The sequence below is a fragment of the Brevundimonas sp. AJA228-03 genome, assembly GCF_017795885.1.
Classification (GTDB): domain Bacteria; phylum Pseudomonadota; class Alphaproteobacteria; order Caulobacterales; family Caulobacteraceae; genus Brevundimonas.
This window is the reverse complement of record NZ_CP059297.1, coordinates 842,398-868,548: the sequence shown is the minus strand read 5'-3', so window position 1 is coordinate 868,548 and position 26,151 is coordinate 842,398. Positions and strand designations below refer to the sequence as shown.

The following is a 26,151-nucleotide window of genomic DNA, read 5'->3' as shown; positions in this document are numbered from 1 at the left end:
GACTCAGGCGTCGCCGCTGGCGTTCAGCCGCTCGCGCAGCTCCTTGCCGCTCTTGAAGAAGGGTACCGCCTTGGCAGGGACGTCGACGGTTTCGCCCGTGCGCGGATTGCGGCCTGCGCGCGCCGGACGGGACCGGACGGAGAACGCCCCGAACCCGCGCAGTTCGACGCGACCGCCCGCGGCCATCGCCTCGGTCATGCGTCCGAGCACGACGTTTACGACGCGCTCAACCTCGGCGTGTGTGAGATGCGTATTCTCAGCCGCCAGTTTCTCGATCAGCTCAGACTTGATCATGTGCAGGCCCCCGCCCTTTCCCGCTCTGGAGCGCAATTACGGGTGCAACTTCAATCCGGTTGCGAACGCACCCTAGCCTTCGCGCGCGGGGCGAAAAAGGGGGTTTGATCAGTTTCCGTCAGGGAATGAGGGTTAAATGTCGCTATCCCGTGCGCGGAGCGACCTCGCATACGAAAACGGGCGGCCGGATCGCTCCGGCAGCCCGCATCGTCAGTCCTCGAACCGTAGCCCCGATCGATGCGCGGTCTCGAGTCACGAGATGCCGCGCATCGAACCTCAGGCTATCGGACCCCTCAGTCCTGCTTGGCCTTCTCGCGCAAAGCCGCGCCCAGAATGTCGCCCAGCGAGGCACCGGAATCCGAGGATCCGAACTGTTCGATGGCTTCCTTCTCGTCGGCCATTTCCAGGGCCTTGATCGAGACGGAGATGCGACGGGTGGCCTTGTCGATGCTCGTGATCTGGGCGTCGACGCGATCGCCGACGGCGAAACGCTCGGGGCGCTGCTCGTTCTTGTCGCGGCTGATGTCCGACTTGCGCACGAAGGACGTGACCGGCGCACCGTCTTCGCCGAACTTGACCTCGATACCGCCCGACTCGATGGACGTAACGGTCACGGTGACGGTCTGGCCCTTCTTGTAGGTATCGCCGTCGCCGACGGGATCGCCGCCCAGCTGCTTGATGCCGAGCGAGACGCGTTCCTTCTCGACGTCTACGTCGAGCACCTTGGCCTTGACCATCTCGCCCTTGCGGTAGCGCTGGATGGCTTCCTCACCCGAGACCGACCAGTCGAGATCGGACAGGTGCACCATGCCGTCGATGTCGTTGTCCAGACCGATGAACAGGCCGAACTCGGTGGCGTTCTTGACCTCGCCCTCGACGGTCGAACCGATCGGGTGCTGGGCCACGAAGGCATCCCACGGATTGTCCTGGGCCTGCTTGAGGCCGAGGCTGATGCGGCGCTTGGAGGCGTCGACATCCAGGACCACCACATCGACTTCCTGCGAGGTCGAGACGATCTTGCCGGGGTGGACGTTCTTTTTGGTCCAGGACATTTCCGAGACGTGGACCAGGCCCTCGACGCCGGCCTCCAGCTCCACGAAGGCGCCGTAGTCGGTGATGTTGGTGATGCGGCCCGTGTATTTCGCGCCCGGCGGGTATTTGGCTTCGACGCCGTCCCACGGATCGGACTGCAGCTGCTTCATGCCCAGCGAGATGCGCTGGGTGTCCGGGTTGATCTTGACGATCTGCACCTGGACGGTGTCGCCGACGGCGAGCACCTGCGACGGGTGGGAGACGCGCTTCCACGACATATCTGTGACGTGCAGCAGGCCGTCGATGCCGCCCAGGTCCACGAACGCGCCGTAGTCGGTGATGTTCTTGACGACGCCGTCGCGGACTTCACCTTCCTGCAGCTGGCCGACCAGCTCGGTGCGCTGTTCGGCGCGGGCCTCTTCAAGGATCGCACGACGCGAGACGACGATATTGCCGCGCGGACGGTCCATCTTGAGGATCTGGAACGGCTGTTCCTTGCCCATCAGCGGGCCGACGTCGCGCACGGGGCGGATGTCGACCTGGCTGCCGGGGAGGAAGGCGGATGCGCCACCCAGGTCGACCGTGAAGCCGCCCTTGACCCGGCCCACGATGGCGCCGTTGACCGGCACGCCTTCGGCGAAGACGATTTCCAGACGGGTCCAGGCTTCTTCGCGACGCGCCTTGTCGCGGCTGATGACGGCCTCACCCAGGGCGTTCTCGACACGCTCCAGATAGACTTCGACGTTGTCGCCGACCTTGGGGACCACGGAGCCTTCGCCGATGGCGAACTCGCGGATCGAGATGCGGCCCTCGGTCTTCAGACCGACGTCGATGATCAGGATGTCCTTTTCGATGCCGACGACGCGGCCGTGAACGACCTGGCCTTCGCCGAGATCGCGGCCTTGCAGTTGTTCGTCGAGCAGCGCCGAAAAGTCGTCGCGCGTGGGGTTGAGGGTATCAGACATGAAGCGGATGCGTTTCCGATGGGGCTATGGCGCACGACCGGACGGCCCTGCGCGAGGTGAGGTTGAAGTTGTCAGTCAGGTCGTCGAAAGCGAGGCGATCGGTGCCAGAACGCCCGCGGAGATCGAGGATGGGAGCGTTGGATTTGCGATCCGGGCCTTAAAGACCGTGTCTCGCGCGCGCCGCCTCGACGATACGGCGGGCCGCATCGAAGGCGATCTCTATATCCATATCGGTCGTGTCCAGCAAGACGGCGTCGTCGGCCTGGACCATGGGGGCCGAGCCGCGACCGGCGTCACGCTCGTCGCGGCGCTGGATATCGGCGAGCATGTCGCCGAAAGTGAGGGTGTCGCCGCGCCCGGCAAGCTGCAGCCAGCGGCGGCGCGCGCGGGTCTCGGGCGTCGCGGTGACGAACAGCTTGGCAGGCGCGTCCGGCGCGATGACCGTGCCGATGTCGCGCCCGTCCAGCACCGCCCCGCCCGCCTGGCGCGCGAAGGCCTGCTGCAGATCCAGAAGGGCGGCGCGGACGCCCGGATGCCCGGCCACGCGACTGGCGGCCTCGCCCGCTTCTCCCGTCGTCAGCGCGGGATCTTCGGACAGGCGGGCGGCGTCGAGGGCCCGCGCCGCCCGTTCCGCCGCCCGGGCATCGCCGAGGTCACCCCCGCCGGTCAGCACGTCGAGACCGACGGCGCGGTACAGCAGGCCGGTGTCGAGGAAGGGCAGGCCGTAGTGGGCGGCCAGGCGCGAGGCGATGGTCCCCTTGCCCGAGGCGGCCGGACCGTCGACGGCGATGACGAAGGGGGATGTCATAATCCGGGGAGGAAGCACAGTCCGGGGGAGCGCGCCAGTGAACCTCTGTTCACGAAAGATCTCCGCCCAGTCCCCGCATCATCTCCACGAAGCCGGGAAAGCTGGTGGCGATCATGTCGGGTTCGTCGACGGTCACGGCTCGCCCGGCGGCCAGGCCCAGCACGATGTGGCTCATGGCGATGCGGTGATCGTGGGCGGTGTGGACCGTCGCGCCGCCGGGAACAGGTCCACCGGTGACGAGGAAGCCTTCGGGTTCTTCCTCCACGGCGACGCCACAGGCGCGCAGGCCATCGACCATCAGACGGATGCGGTCGCTTTCCTTGACCCGCATTTCGCCGACGCCGCGCATGACCGTGGTCCCGTCCGCGAAGGCGGCGGTGGCGGCCAGGATCGGGTATTCGTCAATCATGGAGGCGGCGCGGCTTTCGGGCACGACGACACCCTTCAGGACCGAGTGGCGGGCCGTGATGTCGCCGACATCCTCGCCGCCCGAGACGCGGCGGTTCGCGATGGTCAGGTCGGCCCCCATCTCGATCCAGGTGTCGAACAGACCCGTCCGAAGGGGATTCAGCATCACGCCCTCGACCATGACCGCCGATCCCGGAACGATCAGCCCGGCGGCCAGCGGAAAGGCAGCAGAGGAGGGGTCTCCGGGCACGGAGACGGCAGTCCCCGTCAGGGACTGGCCCCCGCGCAGGCGGATGACCCAGCCCTCGCCCTTATCCTCGACATCCACCACGGCCCCGAAGGCGCGCAGCATCCGCTCCGTGTGGTCCCGGCTCCGCTCCGGCTCGGTGACGGACGTGGTGCCGACCGCATTCAGCCCTGCCAGCAGGATGGCCGACTTGACCTGGGCGGAGGCGACGGTCTGGACATGGTCGATGGCCGACAGGGTTCCGCCAGTCAGGGTCGCCGGCAGCAGGTCGGGCCTTCCGCTCCAGTCGAAGCGCGCGCCCATGCGGGCGAGGGGGTCGGTGACGCGGCCCATCGGGCGACCGCGCAACGAGGCGTCGCCATCAAACGTCGCCGTAATCGGATAGCCGGCCGCCGCCCCCATAAGCAGTCTCACGCCGGTGCCGGCGTTGCCGCAGTCGATGACACTCGCCGGGGTGCGGAACCCGCCCTGGCCGGTCACCCGCCAGCGTCCACCCCCAAGGTTTTCGACGGTCGCCCCGAAGGCCTCTGCCGCACGGGCGGTGGCCAGGACGTCGTCGCCTTCCAGCAGGCCGTCGATCCCGGTCACGCCGCTGGCCATGGCCCCCAGGATCATGGAGCGGTGAGAGATCGACTTGTCGCCCGGAGCCCGCACGGTCCCGCGCAAGGGCGCGCCCGGTCGCGCGGTCAGATGGGCAGGGTGGGTCACCCGCATTGCGCTCCGAAACGAGGGTTTGGGGAGGGCGGACCTCAGGCCACGCCAAAGACGGCTTTTGACAGCGGCCCCCCATGGTGGCAAGGGACGCGGCCGAAATCCCCTCCTCCATCCAAAGGTCTCCATCACCCGTGGCCGATCCCAAACTTGGCGCCAAGCAGGTCTGTCCGAACTGCCAGGCCAAATTCTACGACCTTCAGCGCCGTCCGGCGCACTGCCCCAAATGCGATACCGAGTTCGATCCCGAAGAAGCGATCAAGCTGCGCAGCCGTCGCGGCCGTCCGGGTGGCTATGCCGCTGACGACGCCGAGGATCAGGTCGTCGAGAAGAAGGCGACCGACGACGAGGATGAAGAGGAAGACGTGGTCACGCCGGAAATCGATCAGGAAGGCCATGAGCCGATCCTGACGCCGGACGACGAGGACGACGTGGTCGCCGACCCGACCGAAGAGCCCGGCATGGGTTCGACCGAAGGCGATGACGATGATGTCCTGGCCGACGACGACGACGACGATTCCGTGCCCTTCATCGAGGACGAGGATGACGACGCCTTCGGCGAAGACGTCGTCAAGGGCGGCAAGGACGACGATCTGTAGGGCGGGTTCAGGGGCGAAATTCGGCTCGCCCCGGCCCCTTCCTGCGAGCGAAAATAAAAGGCGGAACCGGGTTGATCTGAAAATCGACCCGACATAGGTTCCGCCGCCTCGCCGGGGGCCACACCAGACCCGGCGTTCTGGACCGAAAGGTTCCGGGGCTTTAGCTCAGCTGGTAGAGCGCTTGCATGGCATGCAAGAGGTCAGCGGTTCGACTCCGCTAAGCTCCACCAATTTTCAAGGGGTTAGCGGGAAACCGCTGACCCCTTGTTCGTTGCGTGCAGCGCATGGGCAGTCAACCGCGGTCTTCGAGTTTATCGCCTGAACCGCTGTGTCGCCGACGATCTCGTTCAGGCGCGCAGGGAATCCGGGGCGACACCTGGAAATGGCGCGCCCGGCGCGCGATCGCGACCCTCCCCCACCGGGGCAAGACCCTGTCCGCCCCGGCCAGAGCGGAGGCCCATCCGCTGTCCCTGACCATACTGTCAGGATCGTCGAGCATTCTGACGATGGCCGGCTGCGGACGAAATTTCGGCTTGAGCCGACGATCGTTTCGCGAGATGGACGGCGTCCGAATTCGAAGGAGCGCACATGTCTGTCTTTCGTTCATTCCTCCTTATGCCGGTTGTGGCGCTGTCGTTTGGTATGCCGGCCTACGCCCAGCAAGACGCGCCGGCACAACCTGCCGCCGATTCGACCCGGACAGTCGGCGACGAGACCCCTTCCGACGAGGAAATCGCCTTCAACGAGCGTTCTGCTGCGCTGGGTCGGCGTGTCCTCGCCGTTGACGAGGCAATGAAGTCAGCCGCGCGACGCGCGGTTCTGGATCCGACTGGAGCCAAACAGGAACTGGACGATCTCCAGGCGACCTTCCAGGCGGAAATGGACGCTTTTATCCAGGACTTCCTGAACTTCGCAGCCACGCAGTTCACGGCCTTGCCTGAGGATGAACTCGCAACGAAACGCAAGATCGCCGAGAACCGCGCGGCAGAACTCTCGAGCCTGCCCCAGGCCATGAGAGACCGGGCCGAGGCCGCTGCCCGTCTCCCGGCGCCGCCCCAGGATGGCCCGCCAACGAACTGAGGTTTGGGCGCCCGGGTTCAGCATCGCCATCGCGCGGACGGCGGCGAAACCCAATGCGGCCGCACGGGACAGCTGACCTGCCGGGGGCGGACAGCAGGTCGGCCTCCTCTGGTTTGCGGTTTCAGGCGTGGATGTCGACGGCCTTGCCCTCCCGCACCAGCAACAGACCCACTATGGCCGTCACCACGGCGATGACCACCGGATACCACAGGCCATAGTAGATGTTGCCCGTGGCAGCGACCATGGCGAAAGCCGTGGTGGGCAGGAAGCCGCCAAACCAGCCATTGCCGATGTGATACGGCAGCGACATCGAGGTGTAGCGGATGTTGGTGGGGAACATCTCGACCAGCGCCGCCGCGATCGGCCCGTAGACCATGGTCACATAGAAGACGAGCGCGAACAGGATGGCGATGGTCAGGGGCTTGTTGACCAGGGCACTGTCGGCCCTGGCCGGATAGCCGGCGCTCGCCAGAGCCGCGGCGAGGTCCTTTTCGAAAGCCGTCTTGCGAACCGCGAACTCGGCGCGGGTGATCGCACCGGCCGGCCGTGACGCGGACTGAACATCCTCGGCGATGACGCTGTTGAAGCTCTTTACCGTCGCAGCCCCGATCCTGATCTCGGCCGCCGAACCGGCCGGAGCGATGGCGTTGGAATAGGTCACGCCCGCCTTCGCCAGATAGGACTTCGCAAGATCGCAGGAGCTGGTGAAGGTCTGCTTGCCCACGGGGTCAAACTGGAACGCGCAGTCGGACGGGTCGGCGTGGACCACGACGGGTGACGAGGCCGTGGCCGCCGCCAGCTGCGGATTGGCGGCTCCGGTCAGAGCGTGGAACAGCGGGAAATAGGTCAGGGCGGCGATGAGGCAGCCCCCAAGGATGATCGGCTTTCGCCCGACCTTGTCCGACAGCCATCCCCAGAAAACGAAGAAGGGCGTGGCCAGGAACAGGGCCGCCGCCGTCATCAGCTGGGCCAGGGGGCCGTCGACCTTGAGTACCCGCTCCAGGAAGAACATCGCGTAGAACTGGCCGGTGTACCAGACGACCGCCTGGCCGGCGGCGAGGCCGAACAGGGCGATCAGAACCAGCTTCAGATTGGGCCATTTGCCGAAACTGTCCTTGAGCGGCGTGGCCGATCCCTTGCCCTCGGCCTTCATCCTTGCGAACGCCGGGCTCTCGGCCAGCTTCAGCCTGATCAGCAGCGACACTCCGAGCATCAGGATCGAGACGAGGAAGGGGATGCGCCAGCCCCAGTCGAGGAAGGCCGCCTCTCCCACCGCGAACCGCGTACCGAGGATGACCAGCAGGCTGATCATCAGACCGGCCGTGGCCGTGATCTGGATGAAGGAGGTATAGAAGCCTCTCTTTCCGGGCGGCGCATGCTCGGCGACATAGGTGGCCGCGCCGCCGTATTCGCCGCCCAGGGCCAGCCCCTGGATCAGCCGCATCAGGACAAGGATGATCGGCGCGGCGATGCCGATGGCGGCATAGTTGGGCAGCAGGCCCACCACGAAGGTCGACAGTCCCATCAGCAGCATGGTGACCAGGAAGGTGTTCTTGCGTCCCCACAGGTCTCCCAGCCGCCCGAAGACGATGGCTCCGAAGGGACGGACAGCGAACCCGGCGGCGAAGGCCATGAGTGCGAAGATGTAGCCCGTCGTTTCGTTCACGCCCGAGAAGAACTGGGTGGTGATGATCGCGGCGAGGGATCCATACAGGTAGAAATCATACCATTCGATCACCGTGCCGACCGAGGAGGCGAGGATGACCAACCGGTCGTTCCGGGCCAGGCTCTGAGGCTCGGTGCTCGCTGTGGTCATGACGGTCGCCCCCTTCGGCCCCCGGGCCGCCCTGAGCCTAGCCGTCGATTGTCGATCCACAAAGGCGCTTGATGGCCGGGCCGGGCATCCCATATGCAGACCCGACGCTTGCGGTCCCGCCGATCCATCGGGGGCCTGCCGGTGCAGTCGCTTGTTCGAGGACTGAAGACGATGACCACCCGCCCCGTGCTGTTCGACAGCCCGTTTCTGCTCGGTTTTGACCAGACGCGCGCCCTGATCGACCGGGCCGCAAAGGCGGCCGCGGAAAGCTATCCCCCCTACAACGTCGAACAGCTGGGCGAGAGCGCGGTGCGGATCTCGCTGGCTGTCGCGGGTTTTGCGCCCGACGACCTGGCCATCACCCTGGAGGGGCGCCAGCTGACCATTGCCGGCAAGCGCGAGCCGGGGCCGGACCAGGCCTTCCTGCACCGGGGGATCGCGGCCCGCGGTTTCGTGCGCAGTTTCGTGCTCGCCGACGGTCTGGAGGTCGAGGGTGCGCAACTGGAGCACGGCCTGCTGCACGTCGATCTGAAGCGGCCCGAACAGGCCCAGACGGTGCGGCGTATTCCGATCAGTGTCGACTGATCCCGGCCACGATTTCGTGACGCTTCGGCGCGGCGGCCTACCCCACGCGCGACCAGGCGTTCATGCCCACTGAAAAAGGAGGCGGTCCTGATGACGCCGAGGATGACAAAAAAGACTTCGCCGGCCTGGGCGCACCCGATCTCGTCTATGTGCGCGCGATCAGCGCCGCCGACGTGCTGGCGGATGCGCCGAAGGCAGAGGCCAGGGGGTTGATGATCGACCCCGATCAGACCCTTTATGCTGTTCATGGCGCGGACGGCGAGCGGCTGGCCGTGATGCTGTACCGCGAGACCGCTTTCGCGGCCGCCGTGGCGCACGCGCTGGCCCCGGTGTCCGTGCACTAACCCGATAGGGAAATCAGGCCGCCGTCGCCGCGATGCTGGCGTCACGGACGAACAGGGCTTGCACGGCGTCGACGGTGCGCGCCTGGCGCAGTTGCTCGCGCATTTCCGGCGATCGAAGGGCGCGAGACGCGGCGGCCAGGGCGCGCAGATGGTCGGCTCCGCTGCCGGGCGGGGCGAACAGGGCCAACATCAGGTCCACGGGACGGTCGTCGACGGCTTCGTAGGCGACAGGCGTGTCGAGACGCACGAACACAGCACGGACGCTGTCGAGCCCGTGCAGACGTGCATGGGGCACCGCGACCCCTGAGCCCAGGCCGGTCGAACCGAGTGCCTCGCGCTCCATCAGGGCATCGAAAATCGTCGATTCCTCGATGCCCATGCACTGGGCCGCGGCGGCGGCCACGCTATGAAGCGCCTGACGCTTGGAGGACGCGCCACTTTTCAGAACGATGCCGTCCCGGACCAGCAGTTCACCGATGTCCATGATCGTCGCGACTCATACTCGAGTAGTGGCTGGGCCCGCCGGATTTGACGGGTCCGGGGCGCGCGCCGTCTAGACGGTCTGCGCGCCCTTGGAAAGGCTTATGCGCCCGAACCGTTTACAGAACCGTGTCCATTCAACGACACTGTGCGTTCAGGGTCGATCCAGCCCACATTCCCGTCCGGACGGCGATAGACCACCGATAAACCGCCATGGGCCGCGTTACGAAACAGGACCACCGGATAGCCGGTCATATCGAGTTCCAGAACCGCGCGACCGACGGTGATGGTCCGGATCTCGGACACGCTCTCGGCGATGACCATGCCCACGGGCGGCGGGCCTTCCTGTTCGGTGTCGCCGAAGGTCTCGTCCTCGACGGTATCGGGATCGCGCAGGACGATGCTGCGGGCGACCTCGCGCGCCGCATCCTCGGTCTTCTCGGGCGACAGGCCCTTGGGACCGATGTGGTGATCCTTCAGGCGGCGCTTGTAGCGGCGCACCCGTTTTTCCAGCTTTTCAAGGCTGTCGGTGAAGGCGGCGTAGGCATCGCCGCCCAGACCGGTGGTCACCAGGGCCTGGCCCGAGGCGAGGCGGACCCAGCAGTCGACCTTGAAGCCGTAGCCGTCCTTGGACACCACGACCTCGGCGTTTTCACCACCGCGTTCGAAGTATTTTCCGACGCCTTCCTTGAGTTCCTGGGAGATGCGCGAGCCTAACGCTTCGCCGACATCCACGTGCTTGCCGCTCACTTGCACTTGCATGGGTGTAGAACGCGTCCGGGCGGCAAAAGTGTCAACGGCGAACACCGATTTCACGGTAACGCTTCCGCGATTTACCCTGTTTGCAGGAGGCGGCGGCGCTCGACCGAGGACGGAATACGCAACGCTTCCCGATACTTGGCCACGGTACGACGGGCGATGTCGATGCCGGCCTCTTTCAGGATCTCGACGATGCGATCATCGGACAGGACGTCACCGTCGCGGCCCTCGTGGTCGATCATCGCCTTGATCCGGTGACGGACGGCTTCGGCCGAGTGAGTCGCGCCGCCGTCGGTGGCCTGGATCGCGGCCGTGAAGAAGAATTTCAGCTCGAACACGCCACGCGGGGTGGAGACATATTTGTTCGAGGTGACCCGACTGACGGTCGATTCATGCATACCGATGGCGTCGGCGACGGTCTTCAGGTTCAGGGGGCGCAGGAATTCGACGCCGAAGGCCAGGAAGGCGTCCTGCTGGCGCACGATCTCGGAGCCGACCTTCAGGATGGTCCTGGCGCGCTGGTCCAGCGACTTGACCAGCCAGCTGGCCTGGGCCGCACAGTCGGCGACGAAGGCCTTTTCGGTCTCGCTGCGGGCGGCGGCAGAGACCGTGGCGTGATAGCGCTTGTCGACCAGAAGGCGCGGCAGGGTGTCGGTATTCAGCTCGACCCGCCAGCCGCCGGCCGGGTCGGGGCGGACGTGGACATCGGGGATCACGGTCTGGGCGACTTCGCCCGCGAAGCCGGCCCCGGGTCGGGGGGTGAGCGCCTTCAGCTCCGAGATCATCTCGGCCAGATCCTCGGCATCGACACCGCAGGCGGCGCGCAGGGCGACCAGGTTGCGCCGGGCCAGAAGCTCCAGATTGTCGAGCAGGATGGCCATGGCCGGGTCGAAGCGGTTGCGCTCGATCAGTTGCAGCTTCAGGCATTCCGGGACGGAGCGGGCCATGACGCCGGTCGGCTCGAAGCCCTGACAGGTGGCCAGCACCGCCTCGACGCGAGCGAGATCGCAGCCCAGCCGGTCAGCGATCTCCGCCAATTCGCCCCTCAGGTAGCCACCGTCATCCACACCATCGATCAGGCTGAGCGCAATGGCGTGGTCCGTGGTCGAAAAGCCGGCCGTCGAGGCCTGGGCCTGAAGGTGGTCCCACAGGGTGGGGTCATGGCGGTCGGGGCGCTCGCCACCGTCGCCGTCGTTGAAGGAGCCGCCCTTGCCCGCCGCCGACCAGTCCGACAGGCCGGGCTGTTCGGCCGCCTCGTCAGACAGCCGGTCCGAGGTGCGCTCGCCGGGCGTCGCATCGCCATAGATGTCATCCTCGCGCGCATCGACGGTCGAGGAGCGGTCGGGGGCCTCGGCGTCGGAGAAGCTGAGCTCGGTGGTGTCGGCGGGGGCCACACGGCCTTCATTGGGGGTGCCCTCGGCTTCCTCGCGCTGGAGCAGCGGGTTCTTTTCCAGCTCGGCCTCGACGTATTCGTCCAGTTCCTGGTTCGACAGCTGCAACAGCTTGATGGCCTGCTGCAGCTGGGGCGTGATGACCAGCCCCTGCCCCTGGCGAACCTCCAGCCTCTGACCGATCACCGCGCCACCCCCTGACCGCCGGACCGCCGTGGCCCGGAACTTGCGTCAGGATGAAGGCCAGCGGTTAACGGCGGCTTTCGATGGTCGCGGCTTAACCAACTCCGTTCGCCGGACCTTCACGCAGGGCGTGCGAGGTTGCCTGATCGACCGACGACGACGACGAGCGCGCCATGATCCTGTTCCGCCCGCTGATCCGCTATGCCGACTTCAAGGGCCGTTCGAGCCGGGGAGAGTACTGGCTGTTCGCGATCTTCCAGTGCCTCTGGTACGCCCTGCTGACCGGGCTGCTGGTGGCGGCCGCGGATCAGGGCGAAACGCCCCGGGCGACACCGGGCATGCTGGTGGCCCTGGGGCTGATCGGCCTCAGCGTCGTCGGTCTGATCGTTCCGAATTATTCCGTGCTCGTTCGACGGCTTCACGACACCGGCCGGGGCGCGGTGTGGTTGCTGCTTCTGGCCCCGGGCATCGCCAGCACCTTTCTGACCCTGGTGACGCTCGGCACGGCGATAGCGTCTGTGGGTGCCGGAGCCAGCCGTGAGGTGTTCGTGGGCACGATGTTGGCCGGGTTGGGCACAGCGGGACTGCTGGGATTGGTCGGAATGCTGGGGCAACTGGTGATGGGTGTTCTGATCCTGCTACCCGGCACGCGAGGTGAAAACCGGTTTGGTCCAGACCCTCGCGATCCGACGACGCGCTACGTCAATGACGGTGGCGGGGGGACAGGCGACGACGACGCCCGACTGGAGGCGCTGTTCGCCGAGGCCAGGCGGGCGAATGCCACCGCCGAACCGGCCTTTCAGCCCGCATTCGATCCGCCCGCGCCCCGGCCGGAGGCCTGGGGCACCGGCCACAGGGCGACACCGGCACCTGTGTTCGGCCGACGCGGCACCTGATCGGTCGGGGCACATCGCGCACTGCCGGTTCAGTCTGGCCTAACAAGAGGCGTGGCCGCTAAGCCGTGCCGCATGACCCCCGGCACCATCGCGATCCTGTCCCTGAGCATGTCCACCGACGCCTTCGCGGCCGCGGTCGGGCGCGGCGCGTCACACCGTCCGTCATGGCAGGGGGCCGTCCGGGCCGGATTGGTATTCGGTGTCATCGAGGCGATCACGCCCCTGATCGGCTGGACCCTGGGCCTGCTGGCGGCGGGATTCGTGCAGCAGGTGGACCACTGGATCGCGTTCGGGCTACTGGCCGTCGTCGGTGGAAAGATGATCTGGGAAGCGCACAAACCGGCGTCGACGGACAGCGTCGGGCATTCGTCGTCGCGGGCCGCTCTCTGGGCGCTGGTGGCCACCGCCATCGGCACCAGTATCGATGCGGCGGCCGTCGGTGTGGGGCTGGCCTTCCTGGGCGCCAACATCTGGATCATCGCGGCCTGCATCGGGCTGACGACCTTTGCCCTGTCCACGATCGGCATGCTGATCGGGCGCGCGGTCGGCGTTCGCTTCGGCAAGTTGGCGGAGCTGGTCGGGGGGCTGGCCCTGATCGGCGTCGGCACGACGATCCTGGTCGAGCATCTGGGACTGTTCGTCCGCCAGGCCCCGATCGGCTGAGGGGGAATCGTTTCGCGGGTCCGGCCCCGACGACCATGCCCTGGCGCCTCAGCCGTACAGATCGCCCAGGTACACGCGCCGGACCTCGGGGTCGTGGATAACCTCGTCGGCGGTGCCTTCGAACAGGACCGCTCCGTTCGAGATGATCGAGGCGCGGTCGATGATGTCCAGCGTCTCGCGCACATTGTGGTCGGTGATCAGGACGCCGATCCCCTCACCCGCCAGATAGCGGATGACCTGGCGGATGTCGGCGATGGCCAGGGGGTCGATGCCGGCAAAGGGTTCGTCCAGCAGCATGAAGCTGGGCTTGCCGGCCAGGGACCGGGCGATCTCGACCCGGCGACGCTCGCCGCCCGACAGGCCGGTAGCGGGCGCCTGGCGCAGATGCTGGATATTGAGTTCCTCGAGCAGGCGGGTGGTCTCGATCTCTATGGCCTTGCCCGTCTCGCGCAGTTCGACCACGGCCTTGACGTTGTCCTCGACCGTCATGCCACGAAAGATCGAGGCTTCCTGGGCCAGGTAGCCCAGGCCCATGCGCGAGCGCTGGTACATGGGCTGTGCGGTGATGTCCTCTCCGTCCAGCCAGATGGTCCCACTGTCCGGGGGGATCAGGCCGGTGATCATGTAGAAGCAGGTCGTCTTGCCCGCGCCGTTCGGTCCCAGCAGGCCCGCGACCTCGCCGCGCTGCACCGTCAGGGAGACGTCGGCCACGACCTGCCGCGCGCCGAACGCGCGCGCGATGTTCTGGACCCGCAGGCCACGCGCGGGCGCCGCGGCGGGCACCGTCGGCGCGACGGGGCGGTCATCGATATTGAGGGCGGAGAGTTCCTTGCGGGCCATTGTGGTGCGTGTCCGAGCCCGGGCTCAGTTCGACCCTTCCGGATAGAAGACGCCGCGCACGCGTCCGGCGTTTGCACCGGCACCGCCACCCTGGACCTGGGCCTGGCCGGTGTCGACATTGTAGGTCAGGCTACCGCCGGTCAGGACGTTCTGGCCCTGGGTCAGGATGACGTCGCCGGTCACGGTGACCGTAGCGTTGTTGACGGTATAGACCGCGCGATCGCCTCGGATCGTTTCGTTGGGCGTGACATAATAGACGTCGCCCGTGGCCTCGATGCGAGTCAGGCCACCCGAGGCGTCACGCATACCCTCGATGGCGTTGGCACGCAGCCGGGTCTGGCCCTGGGTGATCTCGGCCCGGCCGCGAAGGGACACGGCCGTAGGGGTCAGTTCGCCGGAATCCGCGCCATAGCCGATCGGCTGGTTCGAGGTGTTGGGACGGGACTGGGCCCCGGCCATTCCGCCTGACCCGAGAGCGACGATGGTTGCGCCCATCGCGAGAATGCTGGTCGTCTTCATGTCATTCACCGGAAGAAGGGCTGATCGTGCCCTGCACCTTGTTGTCGCCCGAACCTTTGAACACGACCCGTTCGCCCTGTTCATAGATGGCATAGGACGTTGCCCGGATGGTTCCAAGGGGGCCACGCCCCTGGACACCCCTGTCGCCGGTCACGACGCCGGTCGCGGTATCGACGACGGCCTCCGGCGTTGTCAGGGTGAAGCCGGAGCCACCGTCGGAAATCCTGACGTTCGGACCGATAGTCACGGTCCGCGCCGTCTCGTTGTAGATGCCGGCATCGGCGGTCAGTTCGGTGACCTTTGTCCCCCCGAGATTGAGCCGCAGCAGCGGGCCGTTCAGGCGAAACCGACCCGTTGCCGGATCGCGCACGGCCCCCTGCGCTCCGATGACGAAGCTGCGCCCGGCCGAGTCCTGGCCGTGGAACATCGGCTTTTCGAGCGCGATTTCCTTCGACTGGCTGGCGCTGCGCTCCACCCCCGACATCACGGTCCGGAAGACCGTCCAGGTCAGGGCACCGCCGGCCAGGACCACGATCAGAACCGGCAGCAGGCGACGATACAGTTGCACCCGACGCGACCGCGCACGCCAGCGACCCGCCTCGGCGGCCAGCCGGGCCTCATCGACGCTGTTGCGATCGTTGGCGGGGGCAGGCTCGGTCATGTGTGGGCGAAGATATCCATCTCGTCCCATCCGCGCAGGTCCAGACGCGCGCGGGTCGGCAGGAAGTCGAAACAGGCCTGGGCCAGCGCCATCCGGCCCTCGCGCTCCAGCATCTCGTTCAGCCGGTGCATGATGACGTGCAGGTGCAGGACGTCGGAGGCGGCATAGTCCAGCTGGGCCTGGGACAGTTCGGCCGCGCCCCAGTCCGACGACTGCTGGGCCTTGCTGAGGTCGATGCCCGCCAGCTCTCGCGCCACATCCTTCAGGCCATGCCGGTCCGTATAGGTGCGGGCGAGTTTGGAAGCGATCTTGGTGCAGTAAACGGGGCCGGTCTCGACCCCCAGGTGCAGCTCGACCATGGCGATATCGAAGCGACCGAAGTGGAAGATCTTGAGGACGTCGCGGTCGGCCATCAGCCGCTTCAGGTTCGGGCAGTCGTAGTCGGGGCGGCCGAGACGCACGACATGGGCATCGCCATCACCGGCCGACAGCTGGACCACGCACAGCGGATCGCGACGGAAGCGCAGGCCCATGGTCTCGGAATCGACGGCGACCTCGAGGCCGAGGTCCAGGTCGTCGGGCAGGTCGCCCTCGTGCAGATATACGGTCATGGGGTGGCTTTAGCCCAGCGGGGGCCGGGAGGCGAGTGTTGTCCCGGCTCCCGCAGGGAGAGGGAGACAGATCCGCGCTCAGGCCGCGAGACGCCGCGTGCCGAGCGGTGGCACCCAGAAAAGAAACGGCGCCGCATCCTGCGATGCGACGCCGTTTGAAACTGGTGCCCAGGAGAGGACTCGAACCTCCACGACATTTCTATCACTGGCACCTGAAGCCAGCGCGTCTACCAATTCCGCCACCTGGGCCCCGTCCGAATGCGACAAAGCTGTCGTGTTCGATCAGAAGGCGCGGACCCTTAAGGCAGCGACGGGATGTGGTCAACACGGTTTTGGAGCCTTTCGGAGGCCCTGCGCCCAAGGCCCGCGTTGCGACCCGGCCCCCCATCGTCTATCCCCGCGCCACAAGGCCTGCGCAGGCTTTTCCAAGACGTTTCAGGATCGCTCCCCATGTCCGAATTCTCCCCCGGTCTGGTCACCGTCTTCGGCGGTTCAGGCTTCGTCGGGACCCAGGCCGTCCGTGCCCTGGCCAGGCGCGGCTGGCGCGTGCGCGTGGCGGTGCGCAAGCCGCACCTGGCGCAGGATCTGCGCATCCTGGGCGACGTGGGCCAGATCCAGCCCGTGCGCTGCGACATCACCAGGCCGGCCGACGTGGCCGCCGCCCTGAAGGGGGCCGATGCCGCCGTCAACCTGGTCGGCCTGCTGTACGAGGCTCCGGGGCGTGGCTTCGACGCCGCCCACATCCAGGGGACACGCAACATCGCCGAAGCCTGCATGGCCGCCGGGGTTGCCCGCTTCGTTCATGTGTCTGCCATCGGGGCCGACGTGAACTCCGAAGCCGACTATGGCCGCTCCAAGGGCGAGGCCGAGGCGGCCGCCCGCGCGGTCAAGCCGGACACGGTGGTGCTGCGCCCCTCCATCGTCTTTGGAACGGGCGACGGCTTCCTGAACCGGTTCGCCGCCATGGCCGGGACCGCCCCCGCCCTGCCCCTGATCGGCGGCGGCAGGACGAAGTTCCAGCCGGTCTGGGTCGGCGACGTCGCAGAGGCCATCGCGCGATCGGTGACGCGGATCGACGCGGCCGGGCGCACCTTCGAGCTGGGCGGTCCCGAGGTCTGGTCGTTCAAGGACATCCTGAAATACATCCTGCGCGAGACCGGCAAGATGCGCCTGCTGGCCCCCCTGCCCGTCTTCGTGGCGGCGACGATGGGCCGGGTCATGCAGCTGTCGAGCCTGGTCGGCATTCCGCCGGTGCTGACGCGCGACCAGGTGCTGATGTTGAAAGTCGACAATGTGGTGGCCCCCGGAGCCGAGGGTCTGGCCGACCTGGGCATCGAGGCGACGGGACTGGAGGCGATCGCCCCGTCCTATCTGTGGCGCTATCGCCGGGGCGGGCAGTTCGCCCGAAACCCCGCGGCACAGAAGGACGAGGCGGTCGAGCCCGGCTGATGAGGGGCTACAGGAGCCGGATTTCCTTCAGCCGTTCAGTCAGGAAGTCTTCGGCCATGATCGACTTGCCGGCATAGCGGTCGGGGTTCCCGGCCGTGATGGTCGACGGCAGGGTCTCGATCACGAAGTCCGGGTTGAAGTGCAGGAAGAAGGGCGTGGAATACCGCGCGAAACCGCGCCGTTCCGGAGCCGGATTGACCACCCGATGCGTCGTCGACGGCAGGACATGGTTGGTCAGTCGCTGCAGCATGTCGCCAATGTTGACCACCAGGGCGCCGGGCGGCGGCGCGATGTCCAGCCATTCGCCGTCCGCGTCCTTCAGCTGCAGCCCGGCCTCCTCGGCCCCCAGCAGCAGGGTGATGACATTGATGTCCTCGTGCGCGCCCGCCCGTACGCCCGGCGCATCGGCCGGCACCGGCGGATAGTGCAGCATCCGCAGCACCGAATTGCCCAGTTCGACCTTGTCCTCGAAGAAGTCGTCGCCGAGGGCCATATAGCGGGCGATGGCCTTCAGGATCCTGCGGCCCAGAGCGTCCAGCGCCTCGAACATGCCGTACAGGTGATCCCGGAATCCCGGCACCTCGGTCGGCCACAGGTTGGCGCGCATATAGCGACCATAGGCGTGACCGTCGGGCAACTCGCGGCCGGTGTGCCAGAACTCCTTCAGATCCACCGCCTTTGCATCCCTGGCGGCCTCGGTGCCAAAGGGCGTCAGGCCGCGTGCGCCGCCCGTGCCGGGCCGGTGGTAGGCGCGCTTGACCTCTTCCGGCAGGGCGAAGAACGCCCTGGCGTCGGCGATGGCGGCCTGGATGACCTGTTCGTCCAGACCGTGATCCGACACGACGGCGAAGCCATACCGCTTGAACGAGGCCCCCAGGTCGTCAGCGAAACCCTGGAAATCGGTGTCGTATCGCGACATCGACACCGGCGTGATACTCTTGGCGGAAAGGGTCGAGGTCGGGGGGTCGAGGGTTGCCGTCACAGTCGTGGCCTTTCGCAAGCGTCGGTCCGCATTTTCGCAACGCGGGTCTTTTTCATACCTCTTGCCAGTGGAAATTGGCAGTTTCGGGTCGCGATGCGGTGCCTCTTCGACCTTGTTCATGTCACGGTCAGGTCGGAACCTTCACCATAAGGTCGCGTTCACACGCCACGGAATTTCAAAAGGACAACACCATGCGCACCAACCTGATCGTCACGAGCCTGGGCGTCGTCGCCATGCTGGGGGCCTCGGCCTGCACCACCATGGATCCCTACAGCTCCACGCCCCGGCGCAACAATACGGCGACCGGTGCCATCGCCGGTGCCCTGGGCGGCGCGGTTCTGGGCTATCTGACCAACACCTCCAACGGCGAACAGGGCCGTCGCAACGCCCTGATCGGCGCGGGCGTCGGCGCCCTCGGTGGCGCGGCCGTCGGCAGCTATATGGATCGCCAGCAGCGCGCTCTGGAATCCGGGCTGTCCGGCACCGGCGTGGGCGTGGCGCGCCAGGGCGACAACCTGGTGCTGCGCATGCCGTCGGACGTCACCTTCGCGGTGAACCAGTCCAACATCGAGCCGCGCTTCGACGCCGTTCTGTCCGACGTCGCTGGCGTGCTGCAGGACTATGACCGGTCAGTCGTCGACATCGTCGGCCACACGGATTCCTCGGGCGGCGACGCGATCAACCAGCCCCTGTCCGAGCGCCGCGCCCTGGCGGTCGCTGACGCCCTGATCGCGCATGGCGTGATCCGTGAACGCCTTTACGTCGCCGGCCAGTCGTCGCGGGTGCCGGTCGCCTCCAATGCCACGCCGGAGGGCCGGGCCCTGAACCGTCGCGTCGAGATCCTGATCCGTCCGTTCAAAGGCTGATCTGACCCACGACGTTGAAGACACACGGGTCCGTGACTTGCGTCGCGGGCCCGTGTGTGGTCCCTGAGTCTCGGCGACTCGGGGGAGCGGCATGGACCAGAATGTCGACGTCGGCACTGCGGCGCGGATGATCGTCACCGCGGTGGTGTCCGCCGTCCTGACCGCGAGCCTGGTGATCGTCATCGGGCAGTCCGTTCTGGACCGTGCGCCTGTCGCATCGGGCGCATCGCAGCCCACCCTCATCCGCACCTCCGGCTGACCGCTTGCGGAAATCAGACCATCGGCGTCTGCGGGTGCCGTGACGCGCATTCCGCCGTCCGGCCCGGACCCGGGACCTGACGACCGGGCGGGACTGATCCGGACGTTCGACGACGGGTGGGTATCGTCTGCCGGGCCGGTGTTGGAGGCTTTCGAGCGGGCCTTCGCCGAGACCATCGGCCTCGCCCATGCGACCGCGACGTCGTCGCTTGGCGGCTGATCGGCCCGGCTATTCTGCGTTCTGGAATCGGTTTGCGATGGCGATTGCGGTTGGGATGAGGGCTCTGGGTTCGTGGTAGTTTCCGTTGACCTGTGTCTGGTTGATGACGTGGGCTCGGAAGCGGGTGAACAGGTCGGGGTCGGGGGTGGCGGGTTTGGTCCAGAAGGCGTGGATGGATTGCTGGTCGGTGAGGCCGTCGAAGTCGAAGAAGGCCTCGCCCAGGACCTTGACGGGGGTTTTGAAGCCCAGGGCCGAGAGGGCGGCCGAGGAGTTGTTGACCACCATGCCGCTGGAGGCGCGGCACAGCTGGGCAAGGTTGCCGCCGTCGATGAAGTCGACGCGGTCGGCGATGCCGCGCTCGATGGCCAGGACCCGGGTCATGCGGCGCAGGTCGACCAGGCCGGGATCCAGCGGATGGTTCTTGACCACCAGCCGGGCGTCGGCGGGCGCGTGTCTGGCAAAGGAGGTCAGGACCTCGGCGAGGAAGGCGGTGTTGTCGGCATAGTGGGAGTAGCGCAGCAGCTGGGCGTCGCCCTCGCGCTGCAGGCAGGCGATGAAGAAGGGGCCGCGGGCCCGGATCGCCCGGGCGTCGGCCTCGATCGAGGCGCGCAGCATCAGGCCGAAATAGCGCCGGATATGGCTGGCGCACTGCAGCCAGGCCGGGGTCGTATAGGGCTGGGCATAGCGCCGGAAGGCGAACGGCCGGACCAGGAACTGCAGGAAGTGATACCAGCTGATGTTGGCCACATGGTGCGGCAGGGCGCGGCCCACCGGCCGGGCCGGGAGGATCTCGGGGATCGGCGGATCATAGGCCGAGCGGTGGCGGGCCAGGCCGGAGCGGGCATTGACCCCGTCCTGCTCGACCGTGATCCAGTCCGGCCGGAAATAGCCGTTCTCGAGCACCCAGATCCTGAGGGCGCTACCGCTCGCGCCGCGGGCGCTCGCTGCCTGAGCGCGGTCGTGGGCGGCTGACGCCGCACCGCTAACGCTCGCGCCGCAGAGGTCCGGGTGGCGAGTGGCGAGTGACGAGTGGCGAGGAAAGGGCTCTTTCAGGTCACTGGCGGCCTGGGCCGTGGAGGCGCTGGAGACGGCGCCCGGCCCTCTCGCCACGCGCCACTCGCCACTCGCCACGGCCTCCGCCGCCTCCGCCGCCAGGGCCTTGAGGGCGTCGGCCTGGGTCAGGACGGCCTGGTTGTAGGGGCCGCCCTCGCCGAACACGATCAGGTCGGTCAGGCCGTGGGTGGCCACCAGCCCGGCCAGATGGGCGGGCCAGTCGCGCACGTCGCCGTCGAAGGTCAGCCCCCCCTTGCGACGCCAGTAGACCAGGTCGCCGATGTTGAAGATCATGCGCCGGACCCGGGCCCCCCGCCCCTCCAGCTCGCCCGCCAGCACCCGGCCGAACGGACCGAACGGCGCGGTCACGATCAGGAAGCGGCGGGACGACAGATCGGGGGCACCGGCGCGAGCCCGCCGGTCCGATCCCTGATCGACCCCAGGACGGGCCATGCGGTCGCGCCCTGCCGGGGCGGGGCGGGGTGCAGGCGCACCCTCGTCCGGCCGACGCAGGGTCGGGGCCGGGGCCGGGGCCGGGGCCGGAAGCGGCTGGAGGACGGGGGCGACGCCATTGGCCGCGCGACGATCCGGGCGGACGCGGCGGTCGACGGGCGAAGCATGGCGACGCGAGGGGATGCGGAGGTCGACCATGCTCAGGCGCGGCTCGCGCGGACGGCGCAAGCGGCTTCGGTCGGAAACACGATCGTCGAGGCTGAGCGCTTTGACATGGGTCTCCTTGTCGCGCTCCGAACCGCCGGGATCAACCGGCTTGTCCGGAAAAGCGAAAAGGCTGGGTCGGGTTTCACAGAATTGCCGAATAACCGCGGGCTTATCGACACATATCGTCAGACCCCGGATTGTCCTGAGACCCCGGATTGTCCTGAACAGGGTGCCAGAACAAAACCGCCGGGCCCCTCGCAGGACCCGGCGGTGATGTGTTCGTCGCTCATCGGCAACCGGCTGGTCGGCACCGGCCCGGATCGTCAGATCCGGGCCGGGCCAGGCAGACAGTCCTAGAAGTTGATGCCGATGGTCGCCCGGCGGTTCAGCGGCTCCGCGCACGTGCCGTCCGCAATCCGAGACGCTGCCAGCTGGGTTTCGCCCTTGGCGTCCAGTTGCAGGATGCCGCCGTCGACGCCTTGCGCCACCAGGGCGTCGGCCACCGTGCTGGGCCCGACGGTTCCGACAGGCCGCACATTGGGCGGCCGAGCCGGAGGTGTCGGCGTGACCCACGATGGTCACCCGAACCGCACGACCCGACCGGGCCGCAGCAGTCGCAGCCTGGGCCACCACCGAGCTGCGCTTCAGCCGTCAGATCCGACCGATCCCAGTCCGAAATAGACGGTGAAGTTCACGCGCCGTCGAGAGCGCGGAGGCGGAGGCGGCGGCGGAGGCGGCGGCGGGGGAGGCGGCGGCGCGGCGGCGGGGCGGCGGCGGCGGCGGCAGCGGGGCGGCGGCGGCGGCGGCTTCATCGGCGCCGAACGCATAGCGCAGGCCCAGCGTCACGGCGTGGCGACTCGTTGTACTCGCCCTCGAACCGGCTAAGCGCCTGGTTACGCGTGGCCGTCGCTCGACACGGCTCTCGAACTCGGCATCGTCCCGTCATCATGTAGCGGTAGGTCGGGTCGATGGTGCGCCCGGTCACCCACGTGCATCGCTCCGCCAGACCCGCAATGGCCTGGGCCGCCAGCTTGGACGAGCTGTCGTCCGCCGACGATCGTGCCGGCACCGTGGCGGTTGCCGACCGGCGAAGCCGATCATGTCGCGTGTTCACACGGGCGATGCCCAGCGCCCGGATCGATGAACGGACGCACGCGACCAGTACGACGCCACCGAAGTCGTAGATCACATTGGCCATCAGCGTGGTGGACGTCAGATGTCGCCGTCCGGCGAGCACGCAGGCACCCGGACCGTGGCGTCGACGGCGCGCAGATGCCCGTTCGAGACGTCGAAACGCGGGTTCGTCACCTTGCACCGACCTCGTTGGTCCGAGCGATAACCGCCCTTCAGCTCAACACGCCAGTTCTGCGTCGGAAACGGTAGCCCAGACGGCGCAAACGCCGCCCAGCCCTCGTTCAGCCTCGAAAGCTCAGGTTCTGACCCGTCACCGAAGACTCGGCGTTGATGTCATCGATAAACTGATAACCGGCGTCTACCGCCCCATACCAGCCATCCGGCTCAGCCGACGCAGAACCAGCGGCCAGAAGCCCCATCGCTGCGACGCCGGCGAGAAGTTTTAACTTCATGTCAGTCCTCATTATTGGATGATTCATTGGGTCCACGCTTACACGCGACACTCGGGAAGCCGAACGACAGACTGCAGTGCAGGTTCCGCTTTGCGGTTCACAATGCGGCGACTGTGGCGCCGTTTCAACACATATACCCCCCTTGGCGAAACGCAGCGTCCTGATATCAGGCTGGAGGAACAAGGGAGTCCGGCTCGATGGCAATTCGGTTCGACGGCAAGGTGGCGATCGTCACGGGCGCAGGCGGCGGTCTGGGGCGTGAACACGCCCTGGCCCTGGCGGCCCGCGGGGCCCGGGTGGTCGTGAACGACCTGGGCGTGGCGCGCGACGGATCGGGTTCGTCGCAAAGTCCGGCTGAAGCCGTGGTGGCCGAGATTGTGGCCAGGGGCGGAGAGGCCATGGCCAGCGGCGCCTCGGTGACGGACTTCGAAGCGGTCAAGGCCATGGTGGCCGAGGCGACCGCCAGATGGGGATCGGTCGATATCCTGGTGAACAACGCGGGGGTCCTGCGCGACAAGTCCTTCGCCAAGATGGAGATCGAGGATTTCCGCTTTGTCGTCGATGTGCATCTGATGGGGGCGGTCCACTGCACCAAGGCGGTGTGGGACGGGATGCGCGAGCGGAACCATGGCCGGATCGTGATGACGACGTCGTCGTCCGGCCTCTATGGCAACTTCGGCCAGGCCAACTATGGTGCCGCCAAGATGGCGCTGGTGGGCTTCATGCAGACCCTGGCCATCGAGGGGGCCAAGAACGACATCCGGGTCAACTGCCTGGCCCCCACCGCCCATACGCGAATGACCGAAGACCTGGGCGCGGCCCTGCCTCTTGACGCGCTGGGGCCCGAACTGGTGTCGCCGGGCCTGCTTTATCTGGTCAGCCAGGACGCGCCGACGCGCTGCATCCTGGCGGCCGGGGCCGGGGGCTTCGAGCGGGCCTATGTGACCCTGACCCAGGGCGTGCGGATCGTCGGCGACGACGCGGCCGATCAGGTCGCCGCCCGGTTCGAGGCGATCTCGGACCGGACCGGCGAGATCGTTCCGGAGATGGGGGCCGCCCAGGGCATGATCGAACTCACCAAGGCCCGGAAGGCCCACGCCTGATCGGGCCTTGACCGCTTGCCTTGACGCAACGGCAGGCGCGTAAGTCTGATGCATCCGTTGAACCGGCCGACAGAAGCCGGACGGCGCACGAGGAAACCGCGCTCCAGCCTTCGGCCGGGCGCCCGACAAGGAAGCCTGCCATGCGTGAAGCCGTCATCGTCTCCACCGCCCGCACCCCCATCGGGCGCGCCTATCGCGGGGCGTTCAACGACACCGCGCCCCAGCAACTGGGGGCCCATGCCGTCAAACACGCCGTGGCGCGTGCCGGCGTCGATCCGGCCGAGATCGAGGACGTGGTCCTGGGCGCGGCCCTGCAGCAGGGCGGCACCGGAACGAATGTGGCGCGTCAGATCGCGCTGGCGGCGGGCCTGCCCTCGTCCGTGCCCGGCATGACGATCGACCGGCAATGCGCCTCCGGCCTGATGGGGATCGCGACGGCGGCGAAACAGGTGGTGGTCGACCAGCAGAAGATGGCCGTCGGCGGCGGGCTGGAGTCGATCTCTCTGGTCCAGAACCAGCACATGAACCTGTACCGGATGAAGGACGAGGCGCTGCTGAAGCTGTCGCCGCACATCTATATGTCGATGCTGGAGACGGCCGAGGTGGTGTCGCGCCGCTATGGCATCAGCCGTGATCGCCAGGACGAATACGCCCTGCAATCCCAGCAACGGACGGCCGCCGCCCAGGCCGCCGGCTACCTGGACGCCGAAATCGTGCCGATGACGACGACCATGCAGGTGGTGGACAAGGCGACGGGTCATGCCTCGAACAGGGAAGTGACCCTGTCGAAGGACGAGGGCAATCGCGCCGACACCACGCTGGAAGGGCTGAAGGGCCTGAAACCCGTGTTCGGGGGCGGCGAGGAAATCCAGCAGGGCGAGTTCATCACCGCCGGCAATGCGTCCCAGCTGTCGGACGGGGCCTCGGCCAGCGTCATCATGGAGGCGGGCGAAGCGGTGCGGCACAACCTGGTGCCGCTGGGGGCCTATCGCGGCATGGTCGTGGCAGGCTGCGAGCCGGACGAAATGGGTATCGGTCCGGTCTATGCGGTGCCCAAATTGCTGAAGCGCCACGGTCTGACGGTCGACGACATCGGCATCTGGGAGCTGAACGAGGCCTTCGCCTCCCAGGTGCTGTATTGCGCCGACACGATCGGCATCCCGATGGACCGGCTGAACGTCTCGGGCGGGGCGATCTCGATCGGCCACCCCTATGGCATGTCGGGCGCGCGGATGACCGGCCACGTCCTGATCGAGGGCAAGCGGCGCGGGGCCAGGTACGGCGTCGTCACCATGTGCATCGGCGGCGGCCAGGGCGCGGCGGGGCTGTTCGAGATCTACTGATCCCCAACGCTGTAACGCGTCTTCATCTCAGCCCGCCATCGTGCCCGCAAGGTCGCGGGGCGGGCAGGATAGCGGTCGTCCAGCACCTCGGCCGAAATGACCCTGTCCGTCCGGAACATGCGGAAATCGTCGCGTATCTCGCACCAGGCGACGACGATCCGGGTCGTTTCGCGATAGGCGACCATGATCGGCCAGACGGTGCGCCGGCTCTCGACGTCCCGTTCATCACGATATTTCAGGACGACCTTTCGCGCCCCGCGAATTGCGGCTCGTATCGCCGCCATGTCCAGCGTCTCGGGCAGGATGTCCCAACTGGGCGGACTAGCCACCGCCGGCTCCAGAACAATGGGACGCAGGCGTTCCGGCACGATCGCGGCGATCTTGGCGATCAGGTCGCGTGCAGCGCGTGCCAACGCCGGATCGCACCGGGCCGCCACCCACTGGGCCCCCAGCACCGCCGCCTCGATCTCATCCGGAGTCAGCATCAGTGGCGGCATGTCGAAGCCGGACTCGAGCACATAGCCGATCCCGGCCTCGCCACGGATCGGCACCCGCTGGGCCATCAGGGCGGCGATGTCGCGATAGACGCTGCGCTTGGAGGTCTCCAGTTCGGACGCTATGGACTCTGCTGTCAGCGGTCGCGAGGTGCGGCGCAGAAGCTGGACGATCTGGAACAGGCGGTCTGCTTTCCTCATGACGCGATCCTGCGCTTCGGCTGCTGACAGCATGCTGGCAGCAG

Annotated in this window: 29 protein-coding genes and 2 tRNA genes; 13 read left to right on the top strand and 18 right to left on the bottom strand. The window is 67.3% G+C overall.

Features of this window, described 5'->3' with window-relative positions; translation table 11 throughout:
• Positions 1-3: 3 nt before the first annotated feature.
• From HZ989_RS04340 to aroA, 4 genes are all read right to left on the bottom strand, one after another.
• Positions 4-294, bottom strand: coding sequence for an integration host factor subunit beta (locus HZ989_RS04340; protein WP_209322409.1), 291 nt, complete (start codon positions 292-294; stop codon positions 4-6).
• A gap of 293 nt (positions 295-587) precedes the next feature.
• Positions 588-2,291, bottom strand: coding sequence for a 30S ribosomal protein S1 (gene rpsA, locus HZ989_RS04335; RefSeq protein ID WP_209322408.1), 1,704 nt, complete (start codon positions 2,289-2,291; stop codon positions 588-590).
• Between the two features lie 157 nt (positions 2,292-2,448).
• Entirely contained in the window at positions 2,449-3,099 is a 651-nt protein-coding gene (cmk, locus tag HZ989_RS04330) for a (d)CMP kinase (protein WP_209322407.1), read from the bottom strand.
• A gap of 49 nt (positions 3,100-3,148) precedes the next feature.
• Positions 3,149-4,462, bottom strand: coding sequence for a 3-phosphoshikimate 1-carboxyvinyltransferase (gene aroA / locus HZ989_RS04325; protein WP_371812975.1), 1,314 nt, complete (start codon positions 4,460-4,462; stop codon positions 3,149-3,151).
• Between the two features lie 137 nt (positions 4,463-4,599).
• Here aroA and HZ989_RS04320 point away from each other — a divergent pair, with 137 nt between their 5' ends.
• The 3 genes from HZ989_RS04320 (at position 4,600) to HZ989_RS04310 (ending at position 6,144) form a co-directional block, all read left to right on the top strand.
• Positions 4,600-5,064: a TIGR02300 family protein gene (locus tag HZ989_RS04320; RefSeq protein WP_209322405.1), complete on the top strand. Its 465-nt coding sequence runs from the start codon at positions 4,600-4,602 to the stop codon at positions 5,062-5,064.
• Between the two features lie 154 nt (positions 5,065-5,218).
• Positions 5,219-5,294: transfer RNA gene (locus HZ989_RS04315), tRNA-Ala, on the top strand.
• Between the two features lie 358 nt (positions 5,295-5,652).
• Entirely contained in the window at positions 5,653-6,144 is a 492-nt protein-coding gene (locus HZ989_RS04310) for a hypothetical protein (RefSeq protein WP_209322404.1), read from the top strand.
• A gap of 121 nt (positions 6,145-6,265) precedes the next feature.
• Here HZ989_RS04310 and HZ989_RS04305 read toward each other — a convergent pair whose 3' ends face one another.
• On the bottom strand, positions 6,266-7,960 hold the full coding sequence (locus HZ989_RS04305; RefSeq protein ID WP_209322403.1) for an MFS transporter: 1,695 nt from the start codon (positions 7,958-7,960) through the stop codon (positions 6,266-6,268).
• A 171-nt stretch (positions 7,961-8,131) separates the two neighbouring features.
• On the opposite strand from HZ989_RS04305, the gene HZ989_RS04300 reads away from it, so the two are divergent.
• Together HZ989_RS04300 and HZ989_RS04295 are read left to right on the top strand one after the other, a co-directional pair.
• Positions 8,132-8,545, top strand: coding sequence for an Hsp20 family protein (locus HZ989_RS04300; RefSeq protein WP_209322402.1), 414 nt, complete (start codon positions 8,132-8,134; stop codon positions 8,543-8,545).
• A 62-nt stretch (positions 8,546-8,607) separates the two neighbouring features.
• Positions 8,608-8,889, top strand: coding sequence for a DUF1150 family protein (locus HZ989_RS04295; protein ID WP_209322401.1), 282 nt, complete (start codon positions 8,608-8,610; stop codon positions 8,887-8,889).
• 13 nt (positions 8,890-8,902) lie between these two features.
• Here the strand turns inward: HZ989_RS04295 and HZ989_RS04290 are convergent, their stop codons facing one another.
• From HZ989_RS04290 to rpoN, 3 genes are all read right to left on the bottom strand, one after another.
• The gene (locus tag HZ989_RS04290) at positions 8,903-9,373 is read right to left on the bottom strand and encodes a PTS sugar transporter subunit IIA (protein WP_209322400.1); all 471 of its coding nucleotides are present in this window, start codon (positions 9,371-9,373) and stop codon (positions 8,903-8,905) included.
• 98 nt (positions 9,374-9,471) lie between these two features.
• Positions 9,472-10,131 (bottom strand): ribosome hibernation-promoting factor, HPF/YfiA family, encoded by a 660-nt coding sequence (hpf, locus tag HZ989_RS04285; protein WP_209322399.1) that lies wholly within the window; start codon positions 10,129-10,131, stop codon positions 9,472-9,474.
• Positions 10,132-10,202: 71 nt separating this feature from the next.
• Positions 10,203-11,705 carry an RNA polymerase factor sigma-54 gene (gene rpoN / locus HZ989_RS04280; protein WP_209322398.1) on the bottom strand — a complete coding sequence of 501 codons (1,503 nt, stop codon included), beginning with the start codon at positions 11,703-11,705 and terminating at the stop codon, positions 10,203-10,205.
• Between the two features lie 170 nt (positions 11,706-11,875).
• On the opposite strand from rpoN, the gene HZ989_RS04275 reads away from it, so the two are divergent.
• Together HZ989_RS04275 and HZ989_RS04270 are read left to right on the top strand one after the other, a co-directional pair.
• The gene (locus HZ989_RS04275) at positions 11,876-12,598 is read left to right on the top strand and encodes a DUF805 domain-containing protein (RefSeq protein ID WP_209322397.1); all 723 of its coding nucleotides are present in this window, start codon (positions 11,876-11,878) and stop codon (positions 12,596-12,598) included.
• 72 nt (positions 12,599-12,670) lie between these two features.
• Complete coding sequence (locus tag HZ989_RS04270; protein WP_209322396.1) at positions 12,671-13,261, top strand: manganese efflux pump MntP family protein; 591 nt, start codon at positions 12,671-12,673, stop codon at positions 13,259-13,261.
• 48 nt (positions 13,262-13,309) lie between these two features.
• Here the strand turns inward: HZ989_RS04270 and lptB are convergent, their stop codons facing one another.
• The 5 genes from lptB to HZ989_RS04245 form a co-directional block, all read right to left on the bottom strand.
• Complete coding sequence (lptB, locus tag HZ989_RS04265; protein ID WP_209322395.1) at positions 13,310-14,101, bottom strand: LPS export ABC transporter ATP-binding protein; 792 nt, start codon at positions 14,099-14,101, stop codon at positions 13,310-13,312.
• Positions 14,102-14,125: 24 nt separating this feature from the next.
• On the bottom strand, positions 14,126-14,620 hold the full coding sequence (locus HZ989_RS04260; RefSeq protein WP_209322394.1) for an LptA/OstA family protein: 495 nt from the start codon (positions 14,618-14,620) through the stop codon (positions 14,126-14,128).
• Between the two features lies 1 nt (position 14,621).
• Positions 14,622-15,281: an LPS export ABC transporter periplasmic protein LptC gene (lptC, locus tag HZ989_RS04255; protein WP_209322393.1), complete on the bottom strand. Its 660-nt coding sequence runs from the start codon at positions 15,279-15,281 to the stop codon at positions 14,622-14,624.
• On the bottom strand, positions 15,278-15,892 hold the full coding sequence (locus tag HZ989_RS04250; RefSeq protein ID WP_209322392.1) for a ribonuclease D: 615 nt from the start codon (positions 15,890-15,892) through the stop codon (positions 15,278-15,280). The genes lptC and HZ989_RS04250 overlap by 4 nt, the downstream gene beginning before the upstream one ends.
• Before the next feature lie 162 nt (positions 15,893-16,054).
• A tRNA-Leu gene (locus HZ989_RS04245) sits at positions 16,055-16,141 on the bottom strand.
• Between the two features lie 201 nt (positions 16,142-16,342).
• Here HZ989_RS04245 and HZ989_RS04240 point away from each other — a divergent pair.
• Positions 16,343-17,341 carry a complex I NDUFA9 subunit family protein gene (locus tag HZ989_RS04240; protein WP_209322391.1) on the top strand — a complete coding sequence of 333 codons (999 nt, stop codon included), beginning with the start codon at positions 16,343-16,345 and terminating at the stop codon, positions 17,339-17,341.
• A gap of 7 nt (positions 17,342-17,348) precedes the next feature.
• Here HZ989_RS04240 and HZ989_RS04235 read toward each other — a convergent pair whose 3' ends face one another.
• Positions 17,349-18,260, bottom strand: coding sequence for an isopenicillin N synthase family oxygenase (locus HZ989_RS04235; RefSeq protein WP_209323034.1), 912 nt, complete (start codon positions 18,258-18,260; stop codon positions 17,349-17,351).
• Between the two features lie 254 nt (positions 18,261-18,514).
• Between HZ989_RS04235 and HZ989_RS04230 the strand changes: the two genes are divergently transcribed.
• From HZ989_RS04230 to HZ989_RS04220, 3 genes are all read left to right on the top strand, one after another.
• Positions 18,515-19,189, top strand: coding sequence for an OmpA family protein (locus tag HZ989_RS04230; RefSeq protein ID WP_209322390.1), 675 nt, complete (start codon positions 18,515-18,517; stop codon positions 19,187-19,189).
• A gap of 91 nt (positions 19,190-19,280) precedes the next feature.
• Positions 19,281-19,448, top strand: a complete 168-nt coding sequence (locus HZ989_RS04225) for a hypothetical protein (protein WP_209322389.1) — start codon at positions 19,281-19,283, stop codon at positions 19,446-19,448.
• A 39-nt stretch (positions 19,449-19,487) separates the two neighbouring features.
• Positions 19,488-19,667 (top strand): DegT/DnrJ/EryC1/StrS family aminotransferase, encoded by a 180-nt coding sequence (locus HZ989_RS04220; RefSeq protein ID WP_209322388.1) that lies wholly within the window; start codon positions 19,488-19,490, stop codon positions 19,665-19,667.
• Positions 19,668-19,676: 9 nt separating this feature from the next.
• Here the strand turns inward: HZ989_RS04220 and HZ989_RS04215 are convergent, their stop codons facing one another.
• The 3 genes from HZ989_RS04215 to HZ989_RS15150 form a co-directional block, all read right to left on the bottom strand.
• A complete protein-coding gene (locus tag HZ989_RS04215; protein WP_209322387.1) occupies positions 19,677-21,371 on the bottom strand; it encodes a capsular biosynthesis protein in 1,695 nt (564 codons plus the stop codon).
• A gap of 362 nt (positions 21,372-21,733) precedes the next feature.
• A complete protein-coding gene (locus HZ989_RS15155) occupies positions 21,734-21,883 on the bottom strand; it encodes a hypothetical protein (RefSeq protein ID WP_245162449.1) in 150 nt (49 codons plus the stop codon).
• Between the two features lie 912 nt (positions 21,884-22,795).
• Positions 22,796-22,966 carry a hypothetical protein gene (locus tag HZ989_RS15150; protein WP_245162448.1) on the bottom strand — a complete coding sequence of 57 codons (171 nt, stop codon included), beginning with the start codon at positions 22,964-22,966 and terminating at the stop codon, positions 22,796-22,798.
• 197 nt (positions 22,967-23,163) lie between these two features.
• On the opposite strand from HZ989_RS15150, the gene HZ989_RS04205 reads away from it, so the two are divergent.
• Positions 23,164-24,069 (top strand): SDR family NAD(P)-dependent oxidoreductase, encoded by a 906-nt coding sequence (locus HZ989_RS04205; protein ID WP_209322386.1) that lies wholly within the window; start codon positions 23,164-23,166, stop codon positions 24,067-24,069.
• A gap of 140 nt (positions 24,070-24,209) precedes the next feature.
• Complete coding sequence (locus tag HZ989_RS04200) at positions 24,210-25,412, top strand: acetyl-CoA C-acyltransferase (protein WP_209322385.1); 1,203 nt, start codon at positions 24,210-24,212, stop codon at positions 25,410-25,412.
• Here the strand turns inward: HZ989_RS04200 and HZ989_RS04195 are convergent.
• Entirely contained in the window at positions 25,406-26,107 is a 702-nt protein-coding gene (locus HZ989_RS04195) for a YafY family protein (protein ID WP_209322384.1), read from the bottom strand. The genes HZ989_RS04200 and HZ989_RS04195 overlap by 7 nt on opposite strands.
• Positions 26,108-26,151: the final 44 nt, after the last annotated feature.

Excerpts from the sequence above, each read along its gene's own strand:
- HZ989_RS04340 (WP_209322409.1), bottom strand. The coding sequence starts at position 294 with ATGATCAAGTCTGAGCTGATCGAGAAACTGGCGGCTGAGAATACGCAT.
- rpsA (WP_209322408.1), bottom strand. The coding sequence starts at position 2,291 with ATGTCTGATACCCTCAACCCCACGCGCGACGACTTTTCGGCGCTGCTC.
- cmk (WP_209322407.1), bottom strand. The coding sequence starts at position 3,099 with ATGACATCCCCCTTCGTCATCGCCGTCGACGGTCCGGCCGCCTCGGGC.
- HZ989_RS04310 (WP_209322404.1), top strand. The coding sequence starts at position 5,653 with ATGTCTGTCTTTCGTTCATTCCTCCTTATGCCGGTTGTGGCGCTGTCG.
- HZ989_RS04305 (WP_209322403.1), bottom strand. The coding sequence starts at position 7,960 with ATGACCACAGCGAGCACCGAGCCTCAGAGCCTGGCCCGGAACGACCGG.
- HZ989_RS04300 (WP_209322402.1), top strand. The coding sequence starts at position 8,132 with ATGACCACCCGCCCCGTGCTGTTCGACAGCCCGTTTCTGCTCGGTTTT.
- HZ989_RS04295 (WP_209322401.1), top strand. The coding sequence starts at position 8,608 with ATGCCCACTGAAAAAGGAGGCGGTCCTGATGACGCCGAGGATGACAAA.
- HZ989_RS04290 (WP_209322400.1), bottom strand. The coding sequence starts at position 9,373 with ATGGACATCGGTGAACTGCTGGTCCGGGACGGCATCGTTCTGAAAAGT.
- hpf (WP_209322399.1), bottom strand. The coding sequence starts at position 10,131 with ATGCAAGTGCAAGTGAGCGGCAAGCACGTGGATGTCGGCGAAGCGTTA.
- HZ989_RS04275 (WP_209322397.1), top strand. The coding sequence starts at position 11,876 with ATGATCCTGTTCCGCCCGCTGATCCGCTATGCCGACTTCAAGGGCCGT.
- HZ989_RS04270 (WP_209322396.1), top strand. The coding sequence starts at position 12,671 with ATGACCCCCGGCACCATCGCGATCCTGTCCCTGAGCATGTCCACCGAC.
- lptB (WP_209322395.1), bottom strand. The coding sequence starts at position 14,101 with ATGGCCCGCAAGGAACTCTCCGCCCTCAATATCGATGACCGCCCCGTC.
- HZ989_RS04260 (WP_209322394.1), bottom strand. The coding sequence starts at position 14,620 with ATGAAGACGACCAGCATTCTCGCGATGGGCGCAACCATCGTCGCTCTC.
- lptC (WP_209322393.1), bottom strand. The coding sequence starts at position 15,281 with ATGACCGAGCCTGCCCCCGCCAACGATCGCAACAGCGTCGATGAGGCC.
- HZ989_RS04250 (WP_209322392.1), bottom strand. The coding sequence starts at position 15,892 with ATGACCGTATATCTGCACGAGGGCGACCTGCCCGACGACCTGGACCTC.
- HZ989_RS04240 (WP_209322391.1), top strand. The coding sequence starts at position 16,343 with ATGTCCGAATTCTCCCCCGGTCTGGTCACCGTCTTCGGCGGTTCAGGC.
- HZ989_RS04235 (WP_209323034.1), bottom strand. The coding sequence starts at position 18,260 with ATGTCGCGATACGACACCGATTTCCAGGGTTTCGCTGACGACCTGGGG.
- HZ989_RS04230 (WP_209322390.1), top strand. The coding sequence starts at position 18,515 with ATGCGCACCAACCTGATCGTCACGAGCCTGGGCGTCGTCGCCATGCTG.
- HZ989_RS04225 (WP_209322389.1), top strand. The coding sequence starts at position 19,281 with ATGGACCAGAATGTCGACGTCGGCACTGCGGCGCGGATGATCGTCACC.
- HZ989_RS04215 (WP_209322387.1), bottom strand. The coding sequence starts at position 21,371 with ATGGTCGACCTCCGCATCCCCTCGCGTCGCCATGCTTCGCCCGTCGAC.
- HZ989_RS15150 (WP_245162448.1), bottom strand. The coding sequence starts at position 22,966 with ATGAAGTTAAAACTTCTCGCCGGCGTCGCAGCGATGGGGCTTCTGGCC.
- HZ989_RS04205 (WP_209322386.1), top strand. The coding sequence starts at position 23,164 with ATGGCAATTCGGTTCGACGGCAAGGTGGCGATCGTCACGGGCGCAGGC.
- HZ989_RS04200 (WP_209322385.1), top strand. The coding sequence starts at position 24,210 with ATGCGTGAAGCCGTCATCGTCTCCACCGCCCGCACCCCCATCGGGCGC.
- HZ989_RS04195 (WP_209322384.1), bottom strand. The coding sequence starts at position 26,107 with ATGAGGAAAGCAGACCGCCTGTTCCAGATCGTCCAGCTTCTGCGCCGC.